This window comes from Paenibacillus sp. EKM211P, assembly GCF_011066175.1.
Classification (GTDB): domain Bacteria; phylum Bacillota; class Bacilli; order Paenibacillales; family Paenibacillaceae; genus Paenibacillus; species Paenibacillus polymyxa.
Genome location: NZ_JAAMNS010000014.1, coordinates 1 through 24,185, shown reverse-complemented (window position 1 = coordinate 24,185; position 24,185 = coordinate 1). Strand labels below are relative to the sequence as shown.

Sequence of the window (24,185 nt, the reverse complement as noted above, 5' to 3'; positions counted from 1 at the left end):
GAAAAGTCACAGGATAGCGGTCCCCTTCAGGATATTACAATAGTTTTGAAAAACGTTTTAGTAAGTGAAGTTTAAGGACATTTATAGTTAATGTCAACAGTAAATTATAGCTACAGCGGACACTTTTGTGTATTCTTCATATATAGACTTTGGGATACGAGGAGGTATAATTCGGTGGATTCAATGCAATATATTATTGGTTCTAATTTGGCTCAAATTAGGAAAACTAGAGGACTTAGTTTGGATAAGGTGGCTGAACTGACAGGGGTTAGCAAAGGGATGCTGGCTCAAATTGAGAAGGGGAAATCTAATCCTACGGTAACCACACTTTGGAAGATTGCGAACGGCTTGCACGTATCCTTCTCCACCTTTCTTAAGGAAGACCCGCCGCAAATCACCAAAATTCGTAGAACAGATCTGCATCCAGTTATTGATGAGGACGGTAACTATTTTGTTTACCCTGTCTTCCCGTATCACTCGGAAAAGAAGTTCGAGGTATTCACGGTAAGTCTGAAGCCAGGCTTTACACACAAGGCAGAAGAGCATCTGGGAGAGGAAACGATTCTCATGATCCGTGGGGAAATGTACTTTGAAATGCAGGGGCAACAGCTCCAATTGAGTGCAGGGGACGCCGTACAATTTCAAGGATCTGATATCCATACCTATCGTAATGATTCGGATGAGGATGCCGATTTTTATGTATTGATTTATTATGCGGATTAGTGGGATGATTAACATAGTCTACAACAGACTTCCACACAGGATTCTGCAAAATCCTGAGATATAAAAAGAGAGCAACGAGGAAAAGAGAGGAAAGAACCCATGGAAAGCAAGTACATCCGAGAAACCTACTGCTTTAAGACGTCCCGAGTATTTCCCAACGATATCAACAATCATAACACGCTCTTTGGAGGCCGATTGATGTCGTATATCGACGATATCGCATCTATTGCTGCCGCCAAGCTGTGCCGTACGAACACAGTTACAGCCTCGACGGATTCGGTAGATTTTTTGCTGCCTATCCACCCGAGCGATTCTGTCACGCTGGAAGCGTTCGTAACTTGGACAGGCCGCAGCTCGATGGAGGTGTTCGTAAAAGTGATTCGCGAGGGATTGATGACTGGCGATCGCAAAATTGCAGCTACCGCCTTCCTGACCTTTGTGGCATTGGACGAGAACAATCGTAAAGTGACCGTCCCACAGGTGATTCCGGAAACAGAGGAGCAAATACAATTACACCAGACGGCTCCATCGCGCGCAGCCATACGGCGTCAGCGGAGGGAAGAAAGCAAGCAGCTGGCTAGTTTTCTGACGACAGATTTTCCGTGGGAAGTGTAGTGTACTAGACATCACCCATTTTACCGTTTTAGCATAAAAAGGAGCCGTTTTCCGTTAGAGATCACTACGATCTGTTCGGATGACGGCTCCTTTTGATAAGGATCTGAGCTATTCCACTTTGACTACACGGAAATGCTGGTTCGTCCCGCCATTATCGCCCCATTGAATGGCTTTGGCTCCATCGGCAGTGGCACCTTCGGAAATGTCGATTAGCTTGCCCGTTGCCCGATTTTTCAGCTTGTAATAACCTCCGGTTACGGATACGAGCTGCCAATGCTGGCTGGACCAGCCTCCATCATTCCATTGTTCGATAACTGCGCCGTCTGCTGTAGCACCGCTTTCAACACCAATCAGCTTCCCGCTGTTCCGATTCACAATTTTATAATACCCGCCGCCTGCATCCTTAAGCTGCCATTGCTGGCTTGGCGCTCCGGAATTCGCACGCTGCTCTAAATCTGCTCCGTCTGTCGTCGCATTGCCAATGATGCCTAGCGGCTTGTTGCTCTTGCGGCTTACCAGCTGATAATAACTATCCGGGTCGATGACCATCGGCGTAGTTACGCCCTCAACTACACCACTGGCGGTATCAATGCTGATGCTGTCGAACCAATCCATAGCTAATGAGGTCGCGGTTGGAAAACGCAGCGGCAGCCATACATATTGAGAATCCTGCACAGGACCGCTCCACGCCCCAGCCCAACGGTCGCCCAAATACAGATACGAGGTCGTCTGCGTACCTTCAACAGGAATGACGTAAGCCGACTGTGAACCATAGGTTGTACTATCCCCGAAGTTCATCGTATTGCTCCAGGTTCCTTCAATGCTGGATGCGGTAGCATACTTGGCCTGATTGGGATTCCAGCCGGTTGCCCCGGATGTAATCAGGAAGTAGACGTCTCCTTTTTTGAACATCGCTGGAGCTTCACGATATTGTCCTGGCCAAAGTGTAGTCACCAGCGATTCAACTTGAAGGAAATCCGGTGTCAGACGATAAATGTTCAGATCCGCGTTTACACGGGTAGCCGAAATCAGGTATGCAGTACCGTTATCGTTGTATACGGTCATATCGCGCGAATCATAATCCAGCGGACGGAAGCTGCCCTGATACGTATAATCTCCGTCTACAGTATCGGATGAGGCAACTGCCACTCGGGCTTCGTTATAATTAATCCCGTTTTCCTTGTGCATCCATAATACGTATTTGCGTGTTTTTTCGTTATAAATCACTTTTGGACGTTCAATATTCGATACATTCAGCTCTGCGGCCGAACTGCTGGTCAGTACGTTTTTACGAAACTCCCAATTTTTTAAATCAGAGGAACGATAGGCGGAGACCGCCTTGAATGTTCCATTCGGATTACGATTTTCACCAAACCAATAATAATAACCGTCCACTTTAATCATCCCGCCCCCATGGGCATGAACCACGTTTCCATCTGTATCTTTAAACTGAATGCCATTTACTACATTCGCTGAAGCAGCTGAAGCGATCTTAGGTGAAAACATCTGAAAAATGCTTAACGAAAGCAAAATAGTGAGCATAATACACAGCAAGCGGGCAAAATCATATTTCATTGTTTCGTCCTCCTCTGTATGGGTATTTTAAAGCGCTTTCATTAATAGGGTCTATGAAGTAGTTTTGATAGAGCTGCTTATCCCAATTGTATCCATATTGAATTGAAAGTGCTAGAGTAGTATATTGACCATGTATATGGCAAGCGTCATCCCAATTTAACAGACTTTAATCGACTGGTGAGTGTTACAAACTGGCTAATATCCATTAGGTATACAGGAGGCGACCATGGAAATATACGCGATTGATACAAGTAAGCCGGAGGCTGAGCGACATTATGAATTACTGGTAAATCAGGTTTCACTGGAAAAACAGCACAAGTTGGATCGTTTTTTACATCGAGAAGACGCTTTGAGGGGGTTATACGCCGATGTGCTGTTAAGGTGGTTGGTTTGTCGGCAATTAAAAATACCAAATGCAAGCCTTCAGTTTACATACAATGCTTTTGGCAAGCCCTCCTTGTTGAATGCGCCGGCATTCCATTTTAATGTTTCCCATTCGGGAAAATGGGTAGTATGCGCCGTTGATGATCATCCGCTTGGTATTGACATTGAACAGCTCCGTCCTATTGATTTTGAGGTAGGCAGGGTATGCTTTTCAGACACAGAGTACGATGCATTAATGCAGCAGGATGCAGAGAGTCGTTTATCCTATTTTTATGATCTTTGGACGCTTAAGGAAAGTTTTGTGAAGGCCGAAGGGCAGGGGCTAACGCTGCCGTTAAAGTCTTTTTCATTCGAGTTGGAAGCACGACCGTCTATAGGGTTCACGACAGAGGGCTTTACTACTGAGTATTGTCATTTTAAGCAGTATGAGCTAGACCCAGATTATAAAATGGCTGTCTGTGCAGCTCATGATCACTTTGCGCAGGAGGTACAGCAGGTAGATATAAATACACTACGTTTGGAAGTGGCAACCTTGGCGTAATATGCAGCAGATCAAGCATATAGTTGGAGAAAAGGAGATGAGTGGCGTTGACATTCGTTTTGTTCAAGCACGGCAGGTTATATGGGGACTGGGCTTCCAAAGGAGACTCCATCGTTGTACAGCATGGCCGCATACAGGCCATTGGATATGCCTGGGAGCTTGAATTGCAGTTGTCAGGTAAGGAGTACGAGACGGTGGATTGGGAGGGTGCCAATATACTGCCGGGCTTAACTGATGCCCATATGCATTTGTCTATGCATGGTATGAAGCTGGCTATGCTGGATTTCACATCAGCTACTTCCAAGGACGAGATGCTGGCTATGCTGCGTAAGCGGGTCGCTGTAACACCGCCGGGAGAGTGGATTTTAGGTCTTAATTGGAACGAAAATGAGTTTATTCCTGTTGAAATTCCGCATATAGCTGAGCTAGACGCCATTACAGATCAGCACCCGGTATATCTGACTCGTACGTGCTTTCATACGTTTTTGGCCAATTCAGAGGCATTTCGGCGTGCAGGTATTCACGAGAACACCCCTAATCCGGCTTCAGGAGCCTATGGACGAGACGCAGAGGGGCGGTTAAATGGATTGATTTATGAGGAAGCATCCTTTGCCTTTACAAGCGTGCAGCCAGAGCCGGATTATTCGGCGAAGAAGGATACGATCCGGCGAGCTTGTCTGGATGCGCTACGGCTGGGTCTGACTGCTGCGCACACGGAGGATTTACGTTTTTTGGGCAGCGTAGAGACGATGCAGCGAATTTACAAGGAGCTGCGAGAAGAAGGTCTTGCTTTTCGTACACACCAGCTCATCTATCATCCATTTATGGAAGAAGTGAAAGTACAGAAGCTCTGTGCAGGTACCGGAAACGAGTGGTTCAAAATCGGTGCGATTAAAATGTTTGCTGACGGCGCTATTGGTGGAAGAACGGCTTTATTATCCGAACCTTACAGTGATGCTCCACATACGTGTGGAATGGCCATCCAACCGCAGCCAGAGCTGAATCAGATGGTGGCAGCAGCCAGAGCCGCAGGCTTTCCAGTGGCTGTACATGCCATCGGAGATGGGGCGGCGCACATGATTTTGACAGCGATGGAGGCCCATGGACTAACGGAGGAAAGCGGGTTGCCGGATCGTCTAATTCATGGGCAGGTGCTACGGGCTGATTTGGTTAAAAGAATGGCGAAGCTGCCGCTGATTGCAGACATCCAGCCTCGTTTTGTCGCAAGCGATTTTCCCTGGGTGCTGGATCGGGTTGGGAAAGAACGGACCGAATATTTGTATGCCTGGAAAAAGCTGCTGCAAGCAGGCATTCCGTGTGCTGGAGGCAGTGATGCACCGATCGAGCCCCTAAACCCATTTCTGGGTATACATGCGGCAGTGACTCGCGCCAAGCCGGAAGAAATGCATGAGGGCTATCTTCCTGCTGAGAAGCTGGATGTTCACGAAGCCATTCATCTGTTTACTATGGGAAGCGCAGTAGCGGCTGGGGAAGCTGATGAAAGAGGGACAATCGCTGAAGGCAAAGCCGCTGACTTTACCGTTATTGACCGCGATGTATCGGAAAGTCACCAAGCTTTGCTTGATGTTAAGGTACGAATGACCGTTGTGAACGGGCAAGTTGCATACCGGTCGTAGGCTGGTGATACGTATGTATGGCAAAAGCCTTCAACTTCACTTTTTACGTGAGGTTGAAGGCTTTTGAATTTTTACAAGCCACGCTGTATGAAGCGGTCCGCATTTTTCACACTGGCCCACAGATCAGAGCTTGCGCCGCCTGGATACCAGTAGGCGAAGCCAGCAAATCCTTGATCCTGACCTAAGCGGTACTTACGAGTGATGGATCGCCCTTCTTCCAGCCATAGCTTATGAAGCTGAGTATCTTTGTAAGACACGGTATACTGCTGAATATCCTCGTCCCAGATCGGTTTGGAGGAGATACGGGACACCAGCAGATTTTGCAGATCTAGTGAAATATCAGAGGAAGCGATGGATTGCCCATTAGCGTTAAGTGTCCAATTCCGTGTAAATAACGGCAGCGCCAAAATTGCTTTTTCCGGATCGGTGGTTTGTACAAAGCGTCGCACGCTTTCACGCAGCCATGGCAGGGAGGACACGGAGCCGGGGATCGAGCTTCCCCCCCAATGCTCGTCATATCCCATCAGGATTAGATAGTCTGCAGCAGCGCCAAGCTTTTGATAATCAAAAGCGGCAGTCCAGTCCGTTCCGTAATCAGGAGATACACAGAGCGCCAGTACTGCATTTTGACTTTTCAACTTCGCTTTTAATTGTTGGACGAACAATGTAAGATAGGCACGATCCTGGCCATCTACATTTTCAAAATCAATGACAAGCCCGTCTAAACCATGTACAGATACAGCATTGGCAAGCTGAGTTATGGTTTTAGCCCGTAGAACCTCACTGGACAGAATTTGGTGTGTCAACGCCAGATTGGAACGGTTGCCCACCATAGCCCAAATTTTTTTTTGATGCTGTTTGGACCAGGAAAGCAGCGAAGAGTTAGTGTAATCGCTGATACTGCCCGTTTCGTTCAGAAAAAACCAGCGTGGTGACAGGGTGTTGATGTTGGATTGAAGCACCGTATTTTCAAATTGCTGAACGGTTTGGTCATATTGCCAGCCTAATCGAATGGAAGAAGCGGTGGAAGCAGCTTGGCGAGCATGCTGTGTTGAATACGTCAGCAGACGCTCCAATAATGCCGCTGTTTCTTCACGAGTGAGAGAAGATGCCGGGTGGAAATAGTTGTTCTCACCTTTCATAAAGCCGTAACGATTCACGGTGGTTACCCCTTCAAGAGCCCAATCTGCAATTTCGTCACGATCGGTGAAAGAGGATGTGGTGCTACCTGATCCGCCCGAAGAGCGGATGAGACGTGCAATCATTAAGGCTGCTTCTTGCCGGGTTATAGGACTGTTGGGTTGGAATGTGCCGGACGTTCCTCCCTGTACGATATCGAGCTGCGAAGCCGCTTCGATCCAACCGTAGTACCACGCTTGCTTGGGAACATCCCGATAGGAGGAGACAGCTGCTTGTACAGGCTCCAGAGCGAGGACACGATCCAATGCGGTAACCCATTCAGCTCTGGTAACGGCCTTTTTAGGTGAGAAGTAACCAGGTTGTGTACCGTTCAAAATTCCTTTAGCGTGTAGGGAAATAATAGACTGATAGGCGTAGCTGTGTGAAATATCTCGAAAAGCTACGCCGGTTGCTGCTGCCGGGGCAGCTAAGTATGAAGTGAATGCTGTGAATATTGTAATGGCTGTAGTTGCCGATAGAGTAAACCTGGTTAGCCAACGCGATCGTTTGGAACTCATCCCAATAACCTTCTTTTTTATGATAGATTGTAAGTGTATATATTATTACTCGACGAATAATACTATCAAAAAGAGGAAAGTTATTCATTGCTAAATTGCTGGAAAAATACCAAAAAACCCGCTACCGATGGGTAACAGGTTTGATATTGGATAAACTATGCTTTTTTGGCATACATAATACCGATCGTTTGTGGACCACAATGACTGGATATAACACAGCCTGCTGTTGTTAACAGTACCTCTTGTGCGTTCGTTTCCTCTTGTAGGCGTGCTTGCAGCATCAGCGCATCCTCTTCAGCCAGAGCGTGCACGACAATGATCATATCGTTATCCATCAAATCCCGCTGGTTCAGGGCATTTTGCAGCATTTGTTCCAGTGCTTTTTCACGTTTGCCGCGGACCTTGTAGGCAGGCGTCATTTTTCCATCAATCACTTTGATTACCGGACGAATTTTGAGCAGACTGCCGATCAGGTTTTGCATGCCTGAGCATCTTCCGCCTTTATATAGATATTCGAGTGTATCAATCACAAATTCCGTGTCGATTAGCGGTCTGGTTGCCGTCAACATATCTACAATCTGCTCTATCGTACTACCGTTTGCTGCCGCGCGAGCAGCTTTCATCACAAGCAAGCCAAAGCCGCATGACAGATTTAGGGAATCAAAAACCGTAATGCGACCTTCTGGAAATTCGGAGGCAGCGAGCAGCGCATTCTGGTACGTCGATGATAGCTCGGAGGACAGACTGATATATAAAATGTCCTCTCCTTGTTCTATGTAGGGCGTAAAGGCTTGAATGAAATCTGCCGGAGAAGGTGCGGCGGTACGAGGTAAATGTCCCTCGCGGCTGACACGCTGAAATAATTGTTCCGGGTGAATGTTCACCCCATCTTGCAATGCTTCATCACCAAATACGGTATACAATGGTACAATGCTAATCTCGTACTGTTGACGCCAGTGAGCAGGAACATCACTGGTACTGTCTGCAAAAATTTTAATTTTGTTCATACATTAAATCCTCTCTGTGAGATGCAGAAAAATCATAAAGATTGCACAGACGAAGGATAAATATCCGCCGTGCTATTCGGAATGGCGAGACCGATGGCAAGTAGTGCAATAAAGCCTACAATAATGAGTGCATTAATGATTAATCCAATAATGGCAAAGGTTTTCTTACGGTTTTTTAACGCAATGCCGATGATTCCGACCACAAGTCCGCTACAATTGAGCAGTAGGCTGCCTAAAAAAATAAAGGGAATCAGCATGGTTCCGGTTTGCTGCAAGGCGACTTCCGGGTTCATAGTTTGGTATTGGCTGAAATGAGCCATCAGATTAATGACCATAATAGCCAGAATAATATATCCGATCAGACTGACGAGCGACATAATAAAAGAAGCAATTCCGGGACCGGAATGCTTGAGCTTGACCGGAGGCTGGAACACAGGAGCTTCTGAAAAAACAGGGTGCTCCTCAGACGCAGCAGGCTTTTGCAAATTAGGATCTTGGTTACTCATTTTTTCAACTCCTTGAACATAGTCCGAACAGGTACTAATTTTCCACAAAATAAACAAAAAAGCAAGCCACTTTACACATTACCCTCCAATAGACAGGGCTTAATCATCGAATTTTGTATGCGGTTTGTTTACACACACTGGCTGGTAAACTTCATGCTGTTCCGATAAAATAAGAAGAACATTCGGGTAAAAGGATCAGTGAAAAGGAGTATAAAAAAACATGCAACGAAGATGGATTATGGTAGGATCTATAATGATGATGTTGGCGGTAGCCATTGGAGCGTTTGGGGCGCATATTGTAAAAGCACGGATTGATGCGGATGCATTGGCCGTATATGAAACCGGTGTGAAATATCATATGATTCACGCTGTCGGATTGCTGATCATTGCGTTGGCTGCCGGACAGTGGGGCCCTTCGACCCGCTTAAGATGGGCTGCGCGGCTGTTGTTCACGGGTATCATTTTATTTTCCGGCAGCCTGTATGTGCTAAGTTTAACCGGAATCCGTGTGCTGGGTGCGATCACCCCATTAGGAGGCGTGTGTTTTATTGCAGGATGGATATTGTTGGCATGGGCTGCTGCCGGTCTAAAGAAAGAGAATTAGAAAGCTCATTGCCCCATTTTAAAAAAAGAGAATCGATAGGAAAGACGCCATGTTTTTCCTATCGATTCTCTTTTTTCATGCTTACTTGTTCTAGTGAGATATTACATTTACGATGTGATCTCATCAATCTCATTCATTTTAAAGGAGTACACTTGCTTCTCATCAACATGATACACACTCAGCAGGTTATTATCATGATCCAGGTTGAGTATGCGGCATGGAATGCTGCGCTGTCCGCCGTAGCGGTTCACGATTAACCGTACAAGCGTATTATCATGTATATAGCGTTTGATCCATTCGTACGTACTAAGGTCTTGTTGTATTGCAGGCTTTGGCTGTACGTGGGATTGTTTGATCTCTTGAATAACAGGTGTCTTGTTCGTAATTGCGGCTGATTTCTTTTTGGAGAATTTTTCCGCAAGCGTAGCGGCTGCATCAGACGGGCTATTAACGGCCGACTGTTTTTTTAGATACAATGCAGCTTCAATTAAATTACCAAGTTCGATACCGGATTGAATCCGACTATCCGCAATTTGTTCGTTTTGGCTCAAGAGATGAAGCAGGAACTGAAGGGCCTCTACGTTCGAACGACCTTTAACTAATACATCAACATTAAATAAATAACTGGTTTCGTCTTGATTTGATTCCTTTTTCATACATCCTCCAGCCCAAGCCCTGGGTAATTAGTCTTTTGTAGTACCTATCAATATATCATTAAAATGTAATCTGTCATAGGGCCTAGGGCCCTGTTGTTGGATATTAGCAAAAATAAGTTCTATATAAAGCCCTATGCGCTAAATTTTTTCTGAATCCACAGGAAATGTACATTTTAGCATGTGTGTACATGAATGAGGACTGTATATGAGAAGAATGAATAGAGCTAAAGTATGCATATACCGAGAATAAGTGAGGTGGGGAATGAAATCAAGTAATTTAAATTTTAAATATTTTACAAAAAAGTATAGCGTGGCATATCTTCATTAAGGATCTTTTTCCGCCGAGAAAAAATTAAAATCCCCCTTAACGAAAGAGGGATTTGGCATATCGAAAACATGGTATATTATAGTAAGCAAAAAATAAAGTGGATGTTATATTCAATCAAAATGGGATTCGTTGTGATTGAATATGATAGTCATGTTCGACTGCCCAACTCACAAGACCACTCCAGAAATTTTCACAGACTGAAATGATCTTTGTTGGTTCCGCTAAATCTCCGGACATAACCAACTTAACTAGATGATCAAATCCCTCTGGACGATCCGGCAGTTCCAGTGCTTCTGGTAGAACCATTGAGCCCGTTGAGAAAAGCTTCTGATTGTGTAACCCAACTAACATAGCTCCATATTGGGCAAACTGCATGATCAAGTACGGCAAGTAGGTACGAGGGCCATTTATACTGACATTTCTAAGCTTTCCAATAAACTCATACATTTCACCTACAAGCACTTCGTTGATTGCATGCCTGAAATCTTCCTTTGTTGGGGATTCGGCAGCTTCCTTTAATATGGAAAAAAAGTCTTTAGGATCATACAGACGAAGTGGGGAAAAGAAAGGTCCATGTGTCAACGGCCACGTACCCTCAACAGTAGAGGCGGTTTTCAGAAGAATGTCTGAACTACAGACGTTCACCTCGGCTTTCCAAGGACCCGCCGACCATTCATGGCTAAAATCTACGGGAGCGTTGGATTCACTTAGTACACAAAACATTTCAATATCTGAGAAAGGGCCGTCCGTACCTTTGGCAACAGAGCCATAGACCCCTATAGCTAGAATTTTGTCTTTGTATACTTCATGTAACCTAGCAGCTATTTCATGGCACGTCTGAAGCCTCTCATTTCGGGAAATGTGGACAGGTCCATTCATGTTCATTTGTGATTCTCCCTCCGTTTTTAGCAAGCATGGTATGGAGTGCTGTGGGGAAATAGCGACAAGTGAAAACATCTATTTTATCAGTAGTGTGGTGACTTATGAAGCCCTTTGTTAAGAGAACTAAAAACATTACGGTCAATAATTTTATTTTTCATTGTGTGATTAATGAAATGCCTAGCAGAGATTTTGTCAGTCTTAGAATATACTCTTCCAAAACTTCATTTTTTGAAGTGAGCTTTTCATGGAAGGGGAGCTGGTCCATCAACCTTCATAAACCCAATACTTGTGCCCGTATCATTAAATATGCTATAGCACTCGGATGGGATTACAGCCAAGAAAAGAAACAGATGAAAATGGATCAGGCTGATTTTCTTATAGCCGAACTAGGCTTAGAGGACTAAGGTGAAGTGTTTGATCGTACGAACTAAGAGATTTGTCCAATCTACTGATTCGCCATTCAGCGAGGGTTTAATTTCACCTGTGAGCCCTTGCCGCCCGTCTGGATTCCAGTTTCCTTTACACCGACTTCCTTCAGATCGCCCAGTAGACGCTCCAGCACCGCTTTGGCGACAGGTGCTTCTTTTGCGCCTGAGGCCTTAACGACCAACTGTACCGGTTTACCAGAACGGAGTTGTTTGTCCGCCTGACGCAGCTTCGTGTCGTAATCATGCTCCTCAATGTGAGCGGTGAAGCGAAGCTCCTTGACCTTTTCTTTACCATGGTTTCCTGCGGCTTGGCCGTTATTTGTTTTGCTTGCTGCGGCTTTTTTTTGCACAAGCGCTTTTCCTTTGCCCTTTGCAACCAAGCTGCACGGTGGCGGACTACTCATCAGTGAGGTGCAGACCAGGTCCACTCCCTTGGATCGGGCCATAGCCAAGGCTTCTGACTTGGAAACAACGCCGAGCTTCTCCCCTGAGAGTCCGGTGAGCACCACCTCGTCAGCTTTAATTTGCTCGTTGATTAATACTGCCACTTCAATGTAGCCTCCCTTAAACAATGATAAAACTATCATATACGGAACCTATGTGCGATTCAATTGAACTTCGATATATCCTTATTGACAAAAATCACTAACCCCTATACTCTTTTACTGATAATGATTATCATTTTCCGATGCATATACATACAGGGGTGATTGAGAGAAATGAAAAAGATGTTGAATGGCCTATTGTTATTTGTAGTTTTAGCGATTGTATTGGCAGGCTGCGGTTCGGCTGGGAATAGCTCGAAGACGGAAGGGGCTACAGGGTCTGAGCAGACATCTACAGCGGCTGGTCCGGTTACGGTTAAGGACGACCATGGGGAAGTCAAGCTGGACAAGCCAGCGGAACGTGTCGTTGTACTCGAATGGACGTTTACCGAGGATCTGATTGCACTTGGCGTACAGCCGGTCGGGAATGCGGACAATGCCAACTATAAGCTGTGGGTGACACCAGAGGCGAAGCTGGCTGATGCCGTAACGGATATCGGCACACGGGGCGAACCCAATCTCGAAGCGATTGCGGCGCTCAAGCCAGATCTTATTATCTCTAACGCCGATAACAATGCAGCGATCTATGCACAGCTTAAGGGAATTGCACCAACGATAGAGTTCGATCCTTACAAGGGGAACGGCTATGATTACGACCGTATGGTCGAGATTTTCAAGCAAATCGCGGTGGCTACCGGTAAAACGGAACAGGCTGATAAAGTCTTAAGCGAACTTGACCAGCACTATGTAGAGGCAAAGGCAACATTGGAGAAGGCGGGCAAAGCAGACTTTCACTATGCGTTGACACAAGCCTTTACAGCTCAAAATGCTGCCAGTCTGCGAATGTTCAAGGATAATTCAGTTGTAGCGGGTACGCTTGCGAGAATCGGCATGGTGAACGACTGGAAGTCGGACCAGACTGAGAAGTACGGATTTAGTACCGTAGGCATCGAAGCTCTTCCAGCTGTACAGGATAGTAATTTTATCTACATTACGCAAAAGACGGACGATATATTTGGCACCGCCATGAAGAACAACACGGTATGGAACGGACTGAACTTTGTTAAAGAAAAACGCACCTACCCGCTGGACGGTACAACATGGACTTTCGGCGGCCCAATTTCGTCCAAAGTACTGGTTGATCAAGTAGTTGGAGCTCTGACGAAATGACCCGAACGGACACAACGGGATTATCGAAGACTTGGCGTATAGGAAGCATCTTTGGGGGCGGCTTGATCGTCCTCATCGTGCTTTTTTTTGTAAGCTTGTGTTATGGGGAGGCTTCGATCCCGCTCCATACAGTCATCGAGGCGTTGACCCAGCGTCAGAATACGCTTGAGCATAACATGGTTTGGGATCTTCGGATGCCGCGTACGGTCATTGGAATTCTGGCTGGCGGTGCGCTGGCCATCGCGGGTGCTTTGCTTCAGGCCATCACCAAAAATCCACTGGCAGCTTCTGATACCCTAGGGATAAACGCTGGTGCCTACTTTGTGGTCGTACTGGGTGCGGTGATGTTTCCCGGATTGCTGCACCAGGCGCCATTTCTATTTGCCGCTGCTGGCGGTCTGTTGGCAGCGGTGCTGGCTTACTTTATGGGCGGGGGAAGAGCTGGAACTCCGATTCGGTTGGCGCTTGCCGGCTTGATCGTATCCATGGTTCTTGGTTCGTTTACCGGAGCGCTGCATATCTTTTATTCATTTGAAACACAGGGGCTGTTTCTCTGGGGTTCGGGCTCACTGGTGCAAAATGATTGGAGTGGGACGACTTACGCTTGGCCTTGGGTCGTAGGACTCTCGGTTATTGCTGTTATGCTGTCAAGGCAGTTTGATGTGCTGGATCTGGATGAGTCCACATCCACATCCCTTGGACAAAAGGTTAGCTTAACCCGGGCGGTGGGAATTGTGCTGGCGGTTCTGCTGTCGACCATTACAGTCAGCGTCATTGGTCCCATCGGATTTGTAGGTTTGGTGGCTCCGCATTTGGTACGCCTAAGCGGGCTGAAAATGCATCGTTGGGTGCTGCCCGGTTCCTTCCTCTGGGGGGCACTGCTGTTGATCGGCGCAGACGTGCTGGCGAAAATGATTCACAAATCAAGCATGGATCTGCCAACCGGAGCGGTCATGGCCTTGATTGGGGCACCTTGGTTGATTTGGCTGATTTTGCGGAAAATGAAGCTGCCATCCGGTATCGGCGGACAGTCTTCCATGAACATAGGTGTGCGCTCTCGGAAATTACCGTTTGGCAGACTGGCTACAATATTTGCGTGCTGTGCCGTGCTGCTAACGGTATTCAGCCTGATGTTTGGAGGAATGCGCATTCCAGTGGGGGATCTGCTATCCGGCCTGTTTGGCGGGGAGAGTGCGAATTCGGCTTTGCTTCAATTTAGAATACCACGTACGCTGGTGGCGGCCGGGGCTGGTATCGCGCTTGCGGTCAGCGGCGTCTTGATCCAACTAGCGGTTCGTAATCCTTTGGCGGATGCCTCGATCATTGGAGTTTCGTCAGGGGCTGGTTTCGGTGCGCTTGCAGTGATTATCGTGTGGCCTGGGCTGCCTATTTATATGCTGCCCATCGCGGCGATTGCTGGAGCGGCAGTGTCGGCAGCGGTGATCTTCTTTTTATCGTGGAACAAGCACCTAAATCCGTCAGTGGTCATCCTGCTTGGGATTGCTGTATCTGCGATCGGATCAGCCGGCATTCAGGTGTTGATCATCCAAGGTTCGCTCTGGGGTAGCACAGGCTATATCTGGCTGACTGGTAGCACCTACGCTCGAAACTGGGGGCAGGTGGCAACCATTCTGGCCTTTCTACTCGTGTTGTTGCCAGTAGCATGGTGGCTGGCTCGCCGTTTCGATCTTTTGGTATTTGACGATAGCAGCGCTATGGGATTGGGGCTTCCGGTGCGCCGCACCCGGCTGTGGGCGATGGTAGTAGGTGTGCTGCTGGCGGGTGGAGCAGTAGCCTGTGTGGGTACAATCGGCTTCATTGGGCTGATTGCTCCGCATATCGTGCGTACGTTGATCGGGCACCATGTACGCCGTTCCATTGTTCTGTCTAGCATCTTGGGAGCGGTCATGCTGGTGCTGGCGGATACGATTGGACGGACCGTGCTTGCGCCGACCGAAATTCCTTCTGGATTGCTGATTGCACTAATCGGTGCACCGTATTTTCTATACTTGATGTACCGCTCGAATAAGAGTAAATCTGTGTAGTTGAGATGACACGAACAGGCTGTTTCCAAGCGGATTCTCCGTGAGGAAGCAGCCTTTATTATTTTTTTCTATGCAATCATCTGAGGAATCATCTGAATTAAATATTTACAAATCTAATAAAGTAGATATAATGTGAAGTATGGAACCGTCATTGATTTATAAAGCTTTGTCGAACGAGACTCGTCGTCTGATTATGCAGTGGTTAAAAAAACCACAAGATTATTTTGATGAGCAGGCTTATTTAAAGCAAGGGCTCAATTTTCAAATTGGTGTATGTGTGGGAGATATTCAGGCCAAATCGGGACTTGCACAGTCTGTAATCTCAAGTTATTTATTAACGATGCAAAAATCCGGTTTGTTAGAGTCTGAGCGAGTAGGGAAGTGGACGTACTACCGTCGGAATGAAAAAACAATACAGGAATTTGCCGAGTACATCCAAAAAGAACTATAAACAGAAAGGAGTTTTTTTTCACATAACATATCTATAAATCTATATATATAATTAATTGGAGGCTTATACTTAAATATGAAAAAGGTTAACCCGTTAGTTATTATCATTCTAGCTTTGGGCGTGTTCGGCATTATTACAACGGAAATGGGGATTATAGGTGTTCTTCCCCAAGTCACTCAAAAATTCAATATATCAGCTTCCCAGGCTGGTTGGCTCGTCAGTATATTTTCTTTCGTTGTTGCGATCTCAGGGCCGTTTTTGACCTTACTCGTTTCTGGCATGAATCGTAAAGCTATTCTATTAATATCAGTATTCAGTTTTGTTATTTCAAATCTTGTCTATGCCTATACTACTCATTTTGAGGTCATGCTCATTTTTCGTGTTCTTCCTGCAATATTTCATCCTGTCTTTTTTTCAGTTGCCCTCGTGACCGCATCTAATCTTGTTCCCCCTGAAAAGAGCAGTAAAGCCGTCACCAAGGTTTTCGCCGGAATCACGGTAGGATTTGCTTTTGGCGTACCCTTGACTTCTTATCTTGCTGAGAAAATAGCATTAGAAGCTGCTTTCTGGTTTGGAGCTGTCGTAAGCATGATTGCATTTGTGGGAATCCTCATATGGCTTCCTTCTCTACCTGCTCAGGAAAAAATGTCTTATGGCAAACAGCTAAGTGTATTACGAAAGCCTCAATTATGGTTTAATATTGTGTCAGTTATTTTTATCTTTGCAGCTATGTTTTCAGTGTATAGCTATTTTGCTGAATATCTTGGAGAAATAACCCGTATGAACGGGTCATGGATCAGCATGATGCTGATGGGCTTTGGAATCGTTATGATTTTTGGGAACTTTTTATTTGGGGGATTACTACATAAAAATCTGATAAAGACTATTATCACGTTCCCGTTGCTATATATGGTCATTTACGTACTCACTTATGCTCTGGGTACTTCTTTCCTACCGATGATTGTGGTTGTGCTCATTTGGGGAGCCGTACATTCCGGAGGGCTAATTATTAGTCAAGTATGGTTAACCACTGAAGCGAAAGAAGCTCCAGAGTTCGGTAATAGCCTATTTGTCTCATTTTCTAATCTCGGTATTACGATAGGGGCTGCTATGGGTGGGTGGTTTATCTCTCACTTGGGAATACACCAGCTCATCTGGAGTGGAATGATGTTTGCACTGCTAGCATTTTTATCAATTATCATAAAAATAAAAATGTTCAAATCAAATGCAACGGAAGTCAACGTGCGTTAAAATATGGAGAGGCAAACGGGATCTTGGCGTTGCTCACCTGGGGAGTGATATCCTTAATTAAGCGTTTTCGCTAATCGTAATAAAGGAGTAGACATCTCTAAGTATTAGAAATTACATTATTTATGGGGAGGAATCTGATGGATATTCGAATGTATCACGATCTGGAGGCTCAATTGGAAGAAGCGATTTGGGCTCTTGGAGAGGAAGCAGCTCTTACACTTCCCATAGATAGCGGTATGGCCGAGGAAAAGGCACAGAAGGCTTGGGATCTAATCCCTGAGCCAAAGCACACATGGGGCATTACAGGTGTAACCTTGCATCAGTATGTTCAAATACTCAACTATAACAGTCATATGGAGCGATCAGTAGAGCTTTTAAATGACGAAATTTTAGATTTGGAAGGTTCAGGGCACCGAATTATACATGCAGAGCCTTACATTCAAATGGCGGAAACGCATCTTCTTCAGAGCAAGCCTGGATTAGCTTATAAATATCTCAAGAAGGCATACTCGATTGGGGGCGCACGGGCATTTCGGGATCAGCCCAAGCTTTATCTCGAAATGGCGAAAAGTAAAGTTCTGGATGAACAGGATGTATTACTTCGATTTAAGGCGTTGGATGTGAATGCCAAACTTTTGAGCGAATTAAAAGATAGCCAATAATCAATGTAATGGTCTTATTTTTTATTTATGAGGAGGACGACTGCTTTGAAATTAAAAGAAGTGCTCTTAGGTACACACAGCTTCGAAGCGATGAAGATTTTTTACGGTTCTCTCCTGGATTTGCAGGTTGTAGAGGAGGGACCTTCGCGGTTGTCGTTTCAAGTAGGTGAATCGGTGCTTGCTTTTCAGGAATCCTCCCATATGGAAAATGAATTTTACCATATTGCCTTTACGATTCCAACCAATAAATTTATAGAAGCCAAACAGTGGGCTATCAACCGAGGAATTTCGTTGATTTCAAGGCACCAAGAAGATGAGTTTTTTTTCGAAAACTGGAATGCAACCGCGTTTTACTTCTATGATCCGGATCAAAACCTCGTTGAATTCATTGCTCACCATACACTTGATAATGCAGTCGCTGAAGCTTTCGGATCTCACTCGATACTTCGTATAAGCGAGATTGGTCTTCCGGTCGATGATGTCCCAGAGGGTTCTAGAATAATTACCGAAACGTTCCAACTTAATTCATGGGGAGGGGCTGGACAGAAATTTGTACCGCTAGGGGATGTGGAAGGTTCCTTTATTGTTACAGACAAGCAACGTCCCTGGTTTCTTGATGATAGGCTTCCGACCGTGTTCAGCATCCGTGTCTTGTTTGAAGGTATATGCTCTGCCCGTCTTTCGCTTCATAATGGGTCGTATGAATTGAGATCAACCTGAGTTAAGGCTTCATCTCATTGCCACCACCCTGGATTTCTAGAATAGATCAATAAGAGGAATATCCGGGGATTACCATACATATAGGAGAGAATAGATGAATATTAGATTGCTAAATTCAAATGAAAATTATCCGTTAGAGCTCTTGTTACTAGCTGATCCTTCGCGTCAACTTGTTGAGGAATATTTGAAAAGAGGGCAGTGTTATGTAGCAGAAATTGACCATCAAATTGTGGGAGTCTATGTTCTTTTACCTACAAGACCTGAAACAATTGAGGTGGTGAATATTGCAGTATCGGAAGTCATGCATGGTAAGGGGATTGGCAGACAATTAGTGACACATGCGATTGAAACAGCCCGGATACAAGGCTATAAAACATTAGAAATTGGTACAGGAAACTCTAGCATTGGACAGTTAGCTCTCTACCAAAAATGTGGTTTCAGAATTGTAGGTGTAGATCTAGATTTCTTTGTCAGACATAGCTATGTAGAAGAAATTTATGAGAATGGCATACAGTGTAGAGATATGATTCGTATGTCTCAGGATTTGTAGAGCTTAATTTTCTTTGCAAACCCTTCAAAGGTATCTTAAGTAAGGTTCTGAAAGGTATATGATATTGTGCCAAAAGATGGTACAATGAATTGCGGAAAGGCTATACAATCATTGGATTGCAATAGTCCTTTTTTAATGAGCTGATATCCTACTAAGTTCCTGACAAGGGGTGGTTATTTTGTACAACACAACAACCACGATACTCACAGAGATAGCAAAACATATGAGAGATCATGATTTAATCCTAAGTGATTTAGCTAGAGCAGCCGAAATGAATCCGGGCACCATGAGCAGTATTATTAATGGGAATCGCACACTTTCAGTCGATCAGCTAGACCGAATTACACAAGCGATGGGCTATCCCGTTGGTTATTACTATGAACGCTACGTGTCTGAGTATTTAGCAGAGGCTAATCCGAATTGGCGTCGAATGAGTCCTTTTATACATAATTGTGCGAGACTCAATAAATTGGACTGCATTCATGATGTGGTTAATTTATTGATGGATAAACTAGGCTATTCAGAATCTTTATTTGAGCTTGCCGAAGAACTATTTCATGAAAAAATGTATCAAGCGGCAACCATACTTTATGAAAATGTGGCTATAAGTGAAAAAAAGCAATATTCGGAACGTCTGGCTATGTGTCAGTACCGTTTGTTCCATACAAGGCAAGGAGATAATCAAGAGAAAAACTATGAAGCAGCCGTTCAATTTGAAATATACGTTGATCGACTAGATGAGATAGAACAGTTAGATGCATTAAAAGATCTGGCGAATACATACCGCTCGTTACGAAAATGGGACAAAGTAGAATTATTCGCTAAAGCTCTGGGAGACAAGGCAAAAATTCAATATAAACTGGAGCAAGAACGCCATCCATCCAAAAGAGAAAATGCAAAGAAACCAAGCTTTCCTCTGTTTGCGTATTGGGCTTTTTCTCATTTGCTTCGTGCAGAAGTTTGTGAGGCTCATAAAGATTATGAGAAGGCACTTCAGCATACGTACAAATATGGTGACTTAAGTTGGGTGAAAGATTCAGATGAAATCACTTCAGAATGGAAAATGAGATATAAAGAATGGTCTAAAGCCAATACTTATGTAAATAAACTTCATGCTGGTGAAATTGGTGTTCTGGCTGATTATGTAACATTATTTTCTTCAAGGAAAGAAGAATTACTTTCGGGATTAGATAACATACTTGAGGCTGCTAATCGATTTCATTTAAATGTTGATCATATTCTAAATCAATTTAAAACAGAAATTTTAGCTTTGCTGGATAAACCCGAGTGTGTAGGTACGTACAATCAACAATTAGTTATAGAACGTTATATCCATTTCACACATGAATTAGCAGTTTACTACTTTAACAAAAGTAATTTTGTAAATGGCTTTACTTTTTTGTTAAATTGTTTGGAAAAATCTACATCAATCAATAATAAGTCGTATATAATTAAGTGTGTAAAACTGTATGAGTTCTATCAAGAGTGTGCAGCATCTGAGACGAAGACAGCATATAGAAATATAATTAATGAGGTGGATAATGATGAGACGTAAAGTAATTCTATCTTTTTTAGTTACTAGTTTTATACTAGTAGTAGTAGTAGTTCCCCCTCTTCAGTATCAAGACAAAGGGTCTATTTATGAGCCCACTGGACAACACGGAGGAATGTGAGAATAAAAAGGTCTCCAGTATAGGACACAGTAGAACCTAAAAATATACTATTAATAAGTGGTTAGATGGAATGATCCGTCTAGCCTTTTTATTACCTATTTTGCTGTAAATAATCAATATGAAGAAATCTTCTTTTGAGAAATATATGTAAAAAGTGCAAAAATGTATTATGTATTGTATGCCGAGTTTGTGTTGAAAGGGTGGTTTATTTATGGAGATCATACCTACGATTAGAGCAGAAGTTCAAACCTATTTGATACGGAAAAGCTTAACCATGACCGAGTTTGGTCACATGATTGATTTGAATGTAGGAACAGTTAGTGGCATTGTGACGGGCAACCGATCTATTTCTGTTCACCAGCTAGATCGCATCACTATGGGAATGAATTTACCCCCAGATTATTTTTATGAACGTTATATTGTTGAGTGTATTGAAGAAGAACCGCTCAACTGGCGAAGAATCAGCCCTTTTTTGTACCGATGCGTGGAGTTAGGACGACTTGATTGCTTGCGAAGAGTTGTAGGTATGTTGCTAGATAATCCTGTATATCTTCCTTCACTTTTTGAAGTAGCTGAGGATTCTTTTAAAGAAGGTTATACTGAAGCAGCGGCATTCCTTTATGAAAATGTGGCAGAAGGGGAAAAGTATCAATATTCAGAACGATTGGCCGTTTGCCAGTATCGATTGTTTACGATTCGCATTGGAGACGATCAAGAGAAAAACTATGATGCTGCTCTTCAATTTGAGCCCTATGTTGAACGGTTAGATGAGATAGATCAGCTTGATGCGCTAAGAGCGTTAGTGAATACATATCGTTCTCTACGAAAGTGGGATAAATTGGATGCGTTTGCAAAAGCATTAGGAAATAAAGCTACAATACAATACAAAATTGACCAACAGCATCATGAAAATAATGAACACACAAAGAAGCCGCTATACCCTCCATTTGTCTACTGGGCATTTTCGCATTTAATACGTGCTGAAGTTTGTGATGCTAATAAAGATTATGAGACAGCGCTCCAACATATCCAGAGATATGCCGATTTAAGCTGGGTAGAAGAGAAAGATAAAACGACTCTAGAATGGATAAATCAATTTAAAGAATGGGCAACCGCTAATATTTATGTGAATAGGCTTATGTCAGGCGACTTAGGTGTAATCCCTGATTATGTTGCTTATTTCTCTTCAAAGAAAGGTGAAATACTCCCTGCAATAGATAATATAATTGAGGCGGCTAATCGATATAATATTAATGTAGATCACATCCTTGAAATGTTTAAAACAGAAATTCAATCTTTTTTGAATGAACAGAATCAGGTAGGCGTGTATACTCAACAAATTAGTTCAGAACGTTTTACTCATTTATCAAGGGGATTAGCAATCTACCATTTGCGTAAAGGGAAGTTTTCAGATGGGTTCACATTTTTGTTCAGCTGTTTGGAAAAGTCTGCTGAAGCTAATAATAGAATACAAGCAATCAGATGTATGAGGTTGTTTACACATTTTAAAGAACATGCATCTGCTCAGACGAAGGCAGTCTATGGAGAACTGATTAAAGCGGTTAACGAAGAGGAAGAGTAAGCTGATCCCACCATTCCAATTGCAAATAAAATGCTTTTAAGTTCAAAACTACGCCTGACCTGATTCCTGAGTTGCAGGTTATGGTTGTTCGAGATTTGAAAGCTAACAGTGCTGCTTATTGATTCAAATAACTTATAACAAGGGAGTGTGATACTTAAGACATAATAGAATCTGTTTATTTCAGTTCAAACGTCACATGGGTTAAATGGAAATAACAGGATAGCAGATGGATTTCCCTAAATCACCTCTTCTGATAAGATTATTTCCATCAAAATTAAAGTGGGCGTGGTAGAATGGGGAGAATTTTAGTTCCACCTGACAAATTGATGGAAGTGGCTGATCAGTTCATACCAAGGCATGAAATAGAACACTTGAGTGGAAAGAAGACGGAACGTAAAAAAGAATCAATAAAAAGTAGGGGAATGTTTTGGAATACACTGAATTAGTAGAACGTTTTGAGATGGGGGAAGAGTTTCAATTCTATTATAAAAACGACAGCTACTGGATTAGCCATAATGAAGAAGAGTATTTTCTTACTCGGGAAAGAGACAGTTTTTCGCAGTCGTTTCCATCAGCAAGAGAGTTGTTTGTTAATGGAAAGATTGACGATAAGACTATTTTAGAATTGTGGGATAACATAGAAATTTGAAAAAGTATATTTTGGGCTTGATCTTTTTTATAAAATACCTTGTATTGATTTCGTCCTTAAATATAACTTATGTACTAATTAAGGGAGCTTTAGCTATTTGAGTTTCAACCGAATAAATAATTGAATACTTCGATTTGGGTATGACTTTTAGTGTAGCTACTAAGTATCCAAATGCTTGCCAATATAATTACAATAAAGATTGGCATTCCATATTTCTTTATAATTATCTCCTTTGTTGGCGCTACCTGTGACGCAATATTTGCTTTGAACCGTCGATAAAGAAAAGGAGCTATTGCGATTGGTCGGCTCCTTTTGTTTTAAGTTTACTCTAGGAAATCCACTGATTTCCTTTTATACATAAAAAAACGATTGTATACACCACTCCAGCAATGAGACTTAGTATAAACGAGATGGATAAAGTTCTGAAAATAAAAGTAGAAGTGGGTACTGTATAAAGTTCAAACATACCGTTAATTGAAGAACTCGTTGTTGTTGGCCCCTTTTTCAAATTTACTCATTTTCTAGCCTCTAATAATGTTTATGGAAAAGGAGAATTTGTGTACTATGAAGCCATTTAAATTAGTATAGGAAAAGCTTAGTATTTAAAAGAAATCCTTGTTAAGCTAACGGGAAACGCTAGTTGAAATCTGTTCATTGAGAGGAATGTTACATGAATGAAAAACAAAGTTATGAAGATTATTGCTATCACTGCATCTATTTTACTTATTATTGGCGTTTCAAGTGCCTTGAAAAATAATGTTGATTTAAAATTCAAAGAAGAAAATGGAATCTTTGAAAGCAGTCCTGATGCATTCGAAGATACACTAACTTGGGATTTAGCGGGTGATAAGGTGGACCCTGAAAAAGATTATTCTGTGACAATTGGATATCCACATATTATACTTAATGCAAAAAATACTGGAGCACATTCTTTTAGGGTCGAAGTAAAGCACAACAGCAAGAATACAGTTATTTTTAATGCAAGTGTTGCAGCAGACGCAACAGTAGAACTTGTAAATAATGATAGTATACCACTTGTTCCTTCAGGTCCTTATACAGTGACTATTTACGGTGGGATAGGCCTCCCAAAAGGACAAGTTCTTCTTACACAGTCAAACGCACCATATTGAAGAGGCAGAATTTGTTCCTATCAAAAGTCGAGTTGTCAAGGGACAAGAACTTGTACCGATTATTGATTTAGATATACATTTAATAAGTTACTTTAGCTCATTAAGCTATACCAGCTAATAGCTTGTCAAGATTACCAGTAAAGTGATTCTAAATCATGTGGTATAGTTAAAATG

At 43.4% G+C, this 24,185-nt stretch carries 24 protein-coding genes; 17 read left to right on the top strand and 7 right to left on the bottom strand.

From position 1 onward, the window contains the following. Nucleotides 1-174: 174 nt before the first annotated feature. Together G9G57_RS18400 and G9G57_RS18395 are read left to right on the top strand one after the other, a co-directional pair. Nucleotides 175-723, top strand: a complete 549-nt coding sequence (locus G9G57_RS18400) for a helix-turn-helix domain-containing protein (RefSeq protein ID WP_164965371.1) — start codon at nt 175-177, stop codon at nt 721-723. 99 nt (nt 724-822) lie between these two features. Next, nucleotides 823-1,338 (top strand): acyl-CoA thioesterase, encoded by a 516-nt coding sequence (locus G9G57_RS18395; RefSeq protein ID WP_014599583.1) that lies wholly within the window; start codon nt 823-825, stop codon nt 1,336-1,338. Between the two features lie 108 nt (nt 1,339-1,446). Here G9G57_RS18395 and G9G57_RS18390 read toward each other — a convergent pair whose 3' ends face one another. Then, entirely contained in the window at nt 1,447-2,913 is a 1,467-nt protein-coding gene (locus tag G9G57_RS18390) for an RICIN domain-containing protein (protein ID WP_039276941.1), read from the bottom strand. A gap of 226 nt (nt 2,914-3,139) precedes the next feature. On the opposite strand from G9G57_RS18390, the gene G9G57_RS18385 reads away from it, so the two are divergent. Both G9G57_RS18385 and G9G57_RS18380 read left to right on the top strand, forming a co-directional pair. Then, nucleotides 3,140-3,838 carry a 4'-phosphopantetheinyl transferase family protein gene (locus G9G57_RS18385; protein ID WP_164965370.1) on the top strand — a complete coding sequence of 233 codons (699 nt, stop codon included), beginning with the start codon at nt 3,140-3,142 and terminating at the stop codon, nt 3,836-3,838. Between the two features lie 47 nt (nt 3,839-3,885). Then, on the top strand, nt 3,886-5,475 hold the full coding sequence (locus tag G9G57_RS18380; protein WP_164965369.1) for an amidohydrolase: 1,590 nt from the start codon (nt 3,886-3,888) through the stop codon (nt 5,473-5,475). A 71-nt stretch (nt 5,476-5,546) separates the two neighbouring features. On the opposite strand, the gene G9G57_RS18375 is transcribed toward G9G57_RS18380, so the two are convergent. The 3 genes from G9G57_RS18375 to G9G57_RS18365 form a co-directional block, all read right to left on the bottom strand. Next, on the bottom strand, nt 5,547-7,172 hold the full coding sequence (locus G9G57_RS18375) for an S-layer homology domain-containing protein (RefSeq protein WP_164965368.1): 1,626 nt from the start codon (nt 7,170-7,172) through the stop codon (nt 5,547-5,549). Nucleotides 7,173-7,327: 155 nt separating this feature from the next. After that, on the bottom strand, nt 7,328-8,179 hold the full coding sequence (locus tag G9G57_RS18370; RefSeq protein WP_017426688.1) for a DegV family protein: 852 nt from the start codon (nt 8,177-8,179) through the stop codon (nt 7,328-7,330). 32 nt (nt 8,180-8,211) lie between these two features. Then, nucleotides 8,212-8,685: a hypothetical protein gene (locus G9G57_RS18365; protein WP_017426689.1), complete on the bottom strand. Its 474-nt coding sequence runs from the start codon at nt 8,683-8,685 to the stop codon at nt 8,212-8,214. A 220-nt stretch (nt 8,686-8,905) separates the two neighbouring features. On the opposite strand from G9G57_RS18365, the gene G9G57_RS18360 reads away from it, so the two are divergent. Beyond that, a complete protein-coding gene (locus G9G57_RS18360) occupies nt 8,906-9,289 on the top strand; it encodes a DUF423 domain-containing protein (RefSeq protein ID WP_016820461.1) in 384 nt (127 codons plus the stop codon). A gap of 107 nt (nt 9,290-9,396) precedes the next feature. Here the strand turns inward: G9G57_RS18360 and G9G57_RS18355 are convergent, their stop codons facing one another. Beyond that, nucleotides 9,397-9,945 (bottom strand): hypothetical protein, encoded by a 549-nt coding sequence (locus tag G9G57_RS18355; RefSeq protein ID WP_016820460.1) that lies wholly within the window; start codon nt 9,943-9,945, stop codon nt 9,397-9,399. A gap of 442 nt (nt 9,946-10,387) precedes the next feature. Beyond that, nucleotides 10,388-11,158 (bottom strand): ANT(4')-I family aminoglycoside nucleotidyltransferase, encoded by a 771-nt coding sequence (locus G9G57_RS18350; RefSeq protein ID WP_164965367.1) that lies wholly within the window; start codon nt 11,156-11,158, stop codon nt 10,388-10,390. A 98-nt stretch (nt 11,159-11,256) separates the two neighbouring features. Between G9G57_RS18350 and G9G57_RS18345 the strand changes: the two genes are divergently transcribed. Beyond that, nucleotides 11,257-11,559, top strand: coding sequence for a hypothetical protein (locus G9G57_RS18345; RefSeq protein ID WP_019686799.1), 303 nt, complete (start codon nt 11,257-11,259; stop codon nt 11,557-11,559). A gap of 56 nt (nt 11,560-11,615) precedes the next feature. Here G9G57_RS18345 and infC read toward each other — a convergent pair whose 3' ends face one another. Then, nucleotides 11,616-12,131, bottom strand: coding sequence for a translation initiation factor IF-3 (gene infC / locus G9G57_RS18340; protein WP_019686800.1), 516 nt, complete (start codon nt 12,129-12,131; stop codon nt 11,616-11,618). A gap of 171 nt (nt 12,132-12,302) precedes the next feature. On the opposite strand from infC, the gene G9G57_RS18335 reads away from it, so the two are divergent. From G9G57_RS18335 to G9G57_RS18280, 11 genes are all read left to right on the top strand, one after another. After that, nucleotides 12,303-13,298: an ABC transporter substrate-binding protein gene (locus G9G57_RS18335; RefSeq protein ID WP_164965366.1), complete on the top strand. Its 996-nt coding sequence runs from the start codon at nt 12,303-12,305 to the stop codon at nt 13,296-13,298. Beyond that, entirely contained in the window at nt 13,295-15,343 is a 2,049-nt protein-coding gene (locus G9G57_RS18330) for an iron ABC transporter permease (protein WP_031463180.1), read from the top strand. Before G9G57_RS18335 ends, G9G57_RS18330 begins: the two co-directional genes overlap by 4 nt. Nucleotides 15,344-15,482: 139 nt before the next feature. Continuing rightward, nucleotides 15,483-15,794 carry an ArsR/SmtB family transcription factor gene (locus G9G57_RS18325; protein WP_019686803.1) on the top strand — a complete coding sequence of 104 codons (312 nt, stop codon included), beginning with the start codon at nt 15,483-15,485 and terminating at the stop codon, nt 15,792-15,794. A 75-nt stretch (nt 15,795-15,869) separates the two neighbouring features. Continuing rightward, nucleotides 15,870-17,045: an MFS transporter gene (locus G9G57_RS18320; RefSeq protein WP_164965365.1), complete on the top strand. Its 1,176-nt coding sequence runs from the start codon at nt 15,870-15,872 to the stop codon at nt 17,043-17,045. A 137-nt stretch (nt 17,046-17,182) separates the two neighbouring features. Continuing rightward, the gene (locus tag G9G57_RS18315) at nt 17,183-17,707 is read left to right on the top strand and encodes a hypothetical protein (RefSeq protein WP_164965364.1); all 525 of its coding nucleotides are present in this window, start codon (nt 17,183-17,185) and stop codon (nt 17,705-17,707) included. Between the two features lie 45 nt (nt 17,708-17,752). Further along, nucleotides 17,753-18,427 (top strand): VOC family protein, encoded by a 675-nt coding sequence (locus tag G9G57_RS18310; protein WP_164965363.1) that lies wholly within the window; start codon nt 17,753-17,755, stop codon nt 18,425-18,427. 94 nt (nt 18,428-18,521) lie between these two features. Further along, nucleotides 18,522-18,977 (top strand): GNAT family N-acetyltransferase, encoded by a 456-nt coding sequence (locus G9G57_RS18305; RefSeq protein ID WP_164965362.1) that lies wholly within the window; start codon nt 18,522-18,524, stop codon nt 18,975-18,977. A 223-nt stretch (nt 18,978-19,200) separates the two neighbouring features. Continuing rightward, nucleotides 19,201-20,532 (top strand): helix-turn-helix domain-containing protein, encoded by a 1,332-nt coding sequence (locus G9G57_RS18300; RefSeq protein ID WP_164965406.1) that lies wholly within the window; start codon nt 19,201-19,203, stop codon nt 20,530-20,532. A 329-nt stretch (nt 20,533-20,861) separates the two neighbouring features. Next, a complete protein-coding gene (locus tag G9G57_RS18295) occupies nt 20,862-22,232 on the top strand; it encodes a helix-turn-helix domain-containing protein (protein ID WP_164965361.1) in 1,371 nt (456 codons plus the stop codon). Between the two features lie 427 nt (nt 22,233-22,659). Continuing rightward, a complete protein-coding gene (locus G9G57_RS18285) occupies nt 22,660-22,881 on the top strand; it encodes a hypothetical protein (protein ID WP_102997754.1) in 222 nt (73 codons plus the stop codon). 674 nt (nt 22,882-23,555) lie between these two features. Next, the gene (locus G9G57_RS18280; protein WP_164965360.1) at nt 23,556-24,011 is read left to right on the top strand and encodes a hypothetical protein; all 456 of its coding nucleotides are present in this window, start codon (nt 23,556-23,558) and stop codon (nt 24,009-24,011) included. Nucleotides 24,012-24,185: the final 174 nt, after the last annotated feature.

Coding starts and splice junctions, on each gene's coding strand:
- G9G57_RS18370 (WP_017426688.1), bottom strand. CDS start 8,179: ATGAACAAAATTAAAATTTTTGCAGACAGTACCAGTGATGTTCCTGCT.
- G9G57_RS18375 (WP_164965368.1), bottom strand. CDS start 7,172: ATGAGTTCCAAACGATCGCGTTGGCTAACCAGGTTTACTCTATCGGCA.
- G9G57_RS18280 (WP_164965360.1), top strand. CDS start 23,556: ATGAAAAACAAAGTTATGAAGATTATTGCTATCACTGCATCTATTTTA.
- G9G57_RS18320 (WP_164965365.1), top strand. CDS start 15,870: ATGAAAAAGGTTAACCCGTTAGTTATTATCATTCTAGCTTTGGGCGTG.
- G9G57_RS18295 (WP_164965361.1), top strand. CDS start 20,862: ATGGAGATCATACCTACGATTAGAGCAGAAGTTCAAACCTATTTGATA.
- G9G57_RS18300 (WP_164965406.1), top strand. CDS start 19,201: ATGAGAGATCATGATTTAATCCTAAGTGATTTAGCTAGAGCAGCCGAA.
- G9G57_RS18345 (WP_019686799.1), top strand. CDS start 11,257: ATGAAGCCCTTTGTTAAGAGAACTAAAAACATTACGGTCAATAATTTT.
- G9G57_RS18355 (WP_016820460.1), bottom strand. CDS start 9,945: ATGAAAAAGGAATCAAATCAAGACGAAACCAGTTATTTATTTAATGTT.
- G9G57_RS18360 (WP_016820461.1), top strand. CDS start 8,906: ATGCAACGAAGATGGATTATGGTAGGATCTATAATGATGATGTTGGCG.
- G9G57_RS18330 (WP_031463180.1), top strand. CDS start 13,295: ATGACCCGAACGGACACAACGGGATTATCGAAGACTTGGCGTATAGGA.
- G9G57_RS18325 (WP_019686803.1), top strand. CDS start 15,483: ATGGAACCGTCATTGATTTATAAAGCTTTGTCGAACGAGACTCGTCGT.
- G9G57_RS18350 (WP_164965367.1), bottom strand. CDS start 11,158: ATGAACATGAATGGACCTGTCCACATTTCCCGAAATGAGAGGCTTCAG.
- G9G57_RS18365 (WP_017426689.1), bottom strand. CDS start 8,685: ATGAGTAACCAAGATCCTAATTTGCAAAAGCCTGCTGCGTCTGAGGAG.
- G9G57_RS18305 (WP_164965362.1), top strand. CDS start 18,522: ATGAATATTAGATTGCTAAATTCAAATGAAAATTATCCGTTAGAGCTC.
- G9G57_RS18385 (WP_164965370.1), top strand. CDS start 3,140: ATGGAAATATACGCGATTGATACAAGTAAGCCGGAGGCTGAGCGACAT.
- G9G57_RS18390 (WP_039276941.1), bottom strand. CDS start 2,913: ATGAAATATGATTTTGCCCGCTTGCTGTGTATTATGCTCACTATTTTG.
- G9G57_RS18315 (WP_164965364.1), top strand. CDS start 17,183: ATGGATATTCGAATGTATCACGATCTGGAGGCTCAATTGGAAGAAGCG.
- G9G57_RS18335 (WP_164965366.1), top strand. CDS start 12,303: ATGAAAAAGATGTTGAATGGCCTATTGTTATTTGTAGTTTTAGCGATT.
- G9G57_RS18395 (WP_014599583.1), top strand. CDS start 823: ATGGAAAGCAAGTACATCCGAGAAACCTACTGCTTTAAGACGTCCCGA.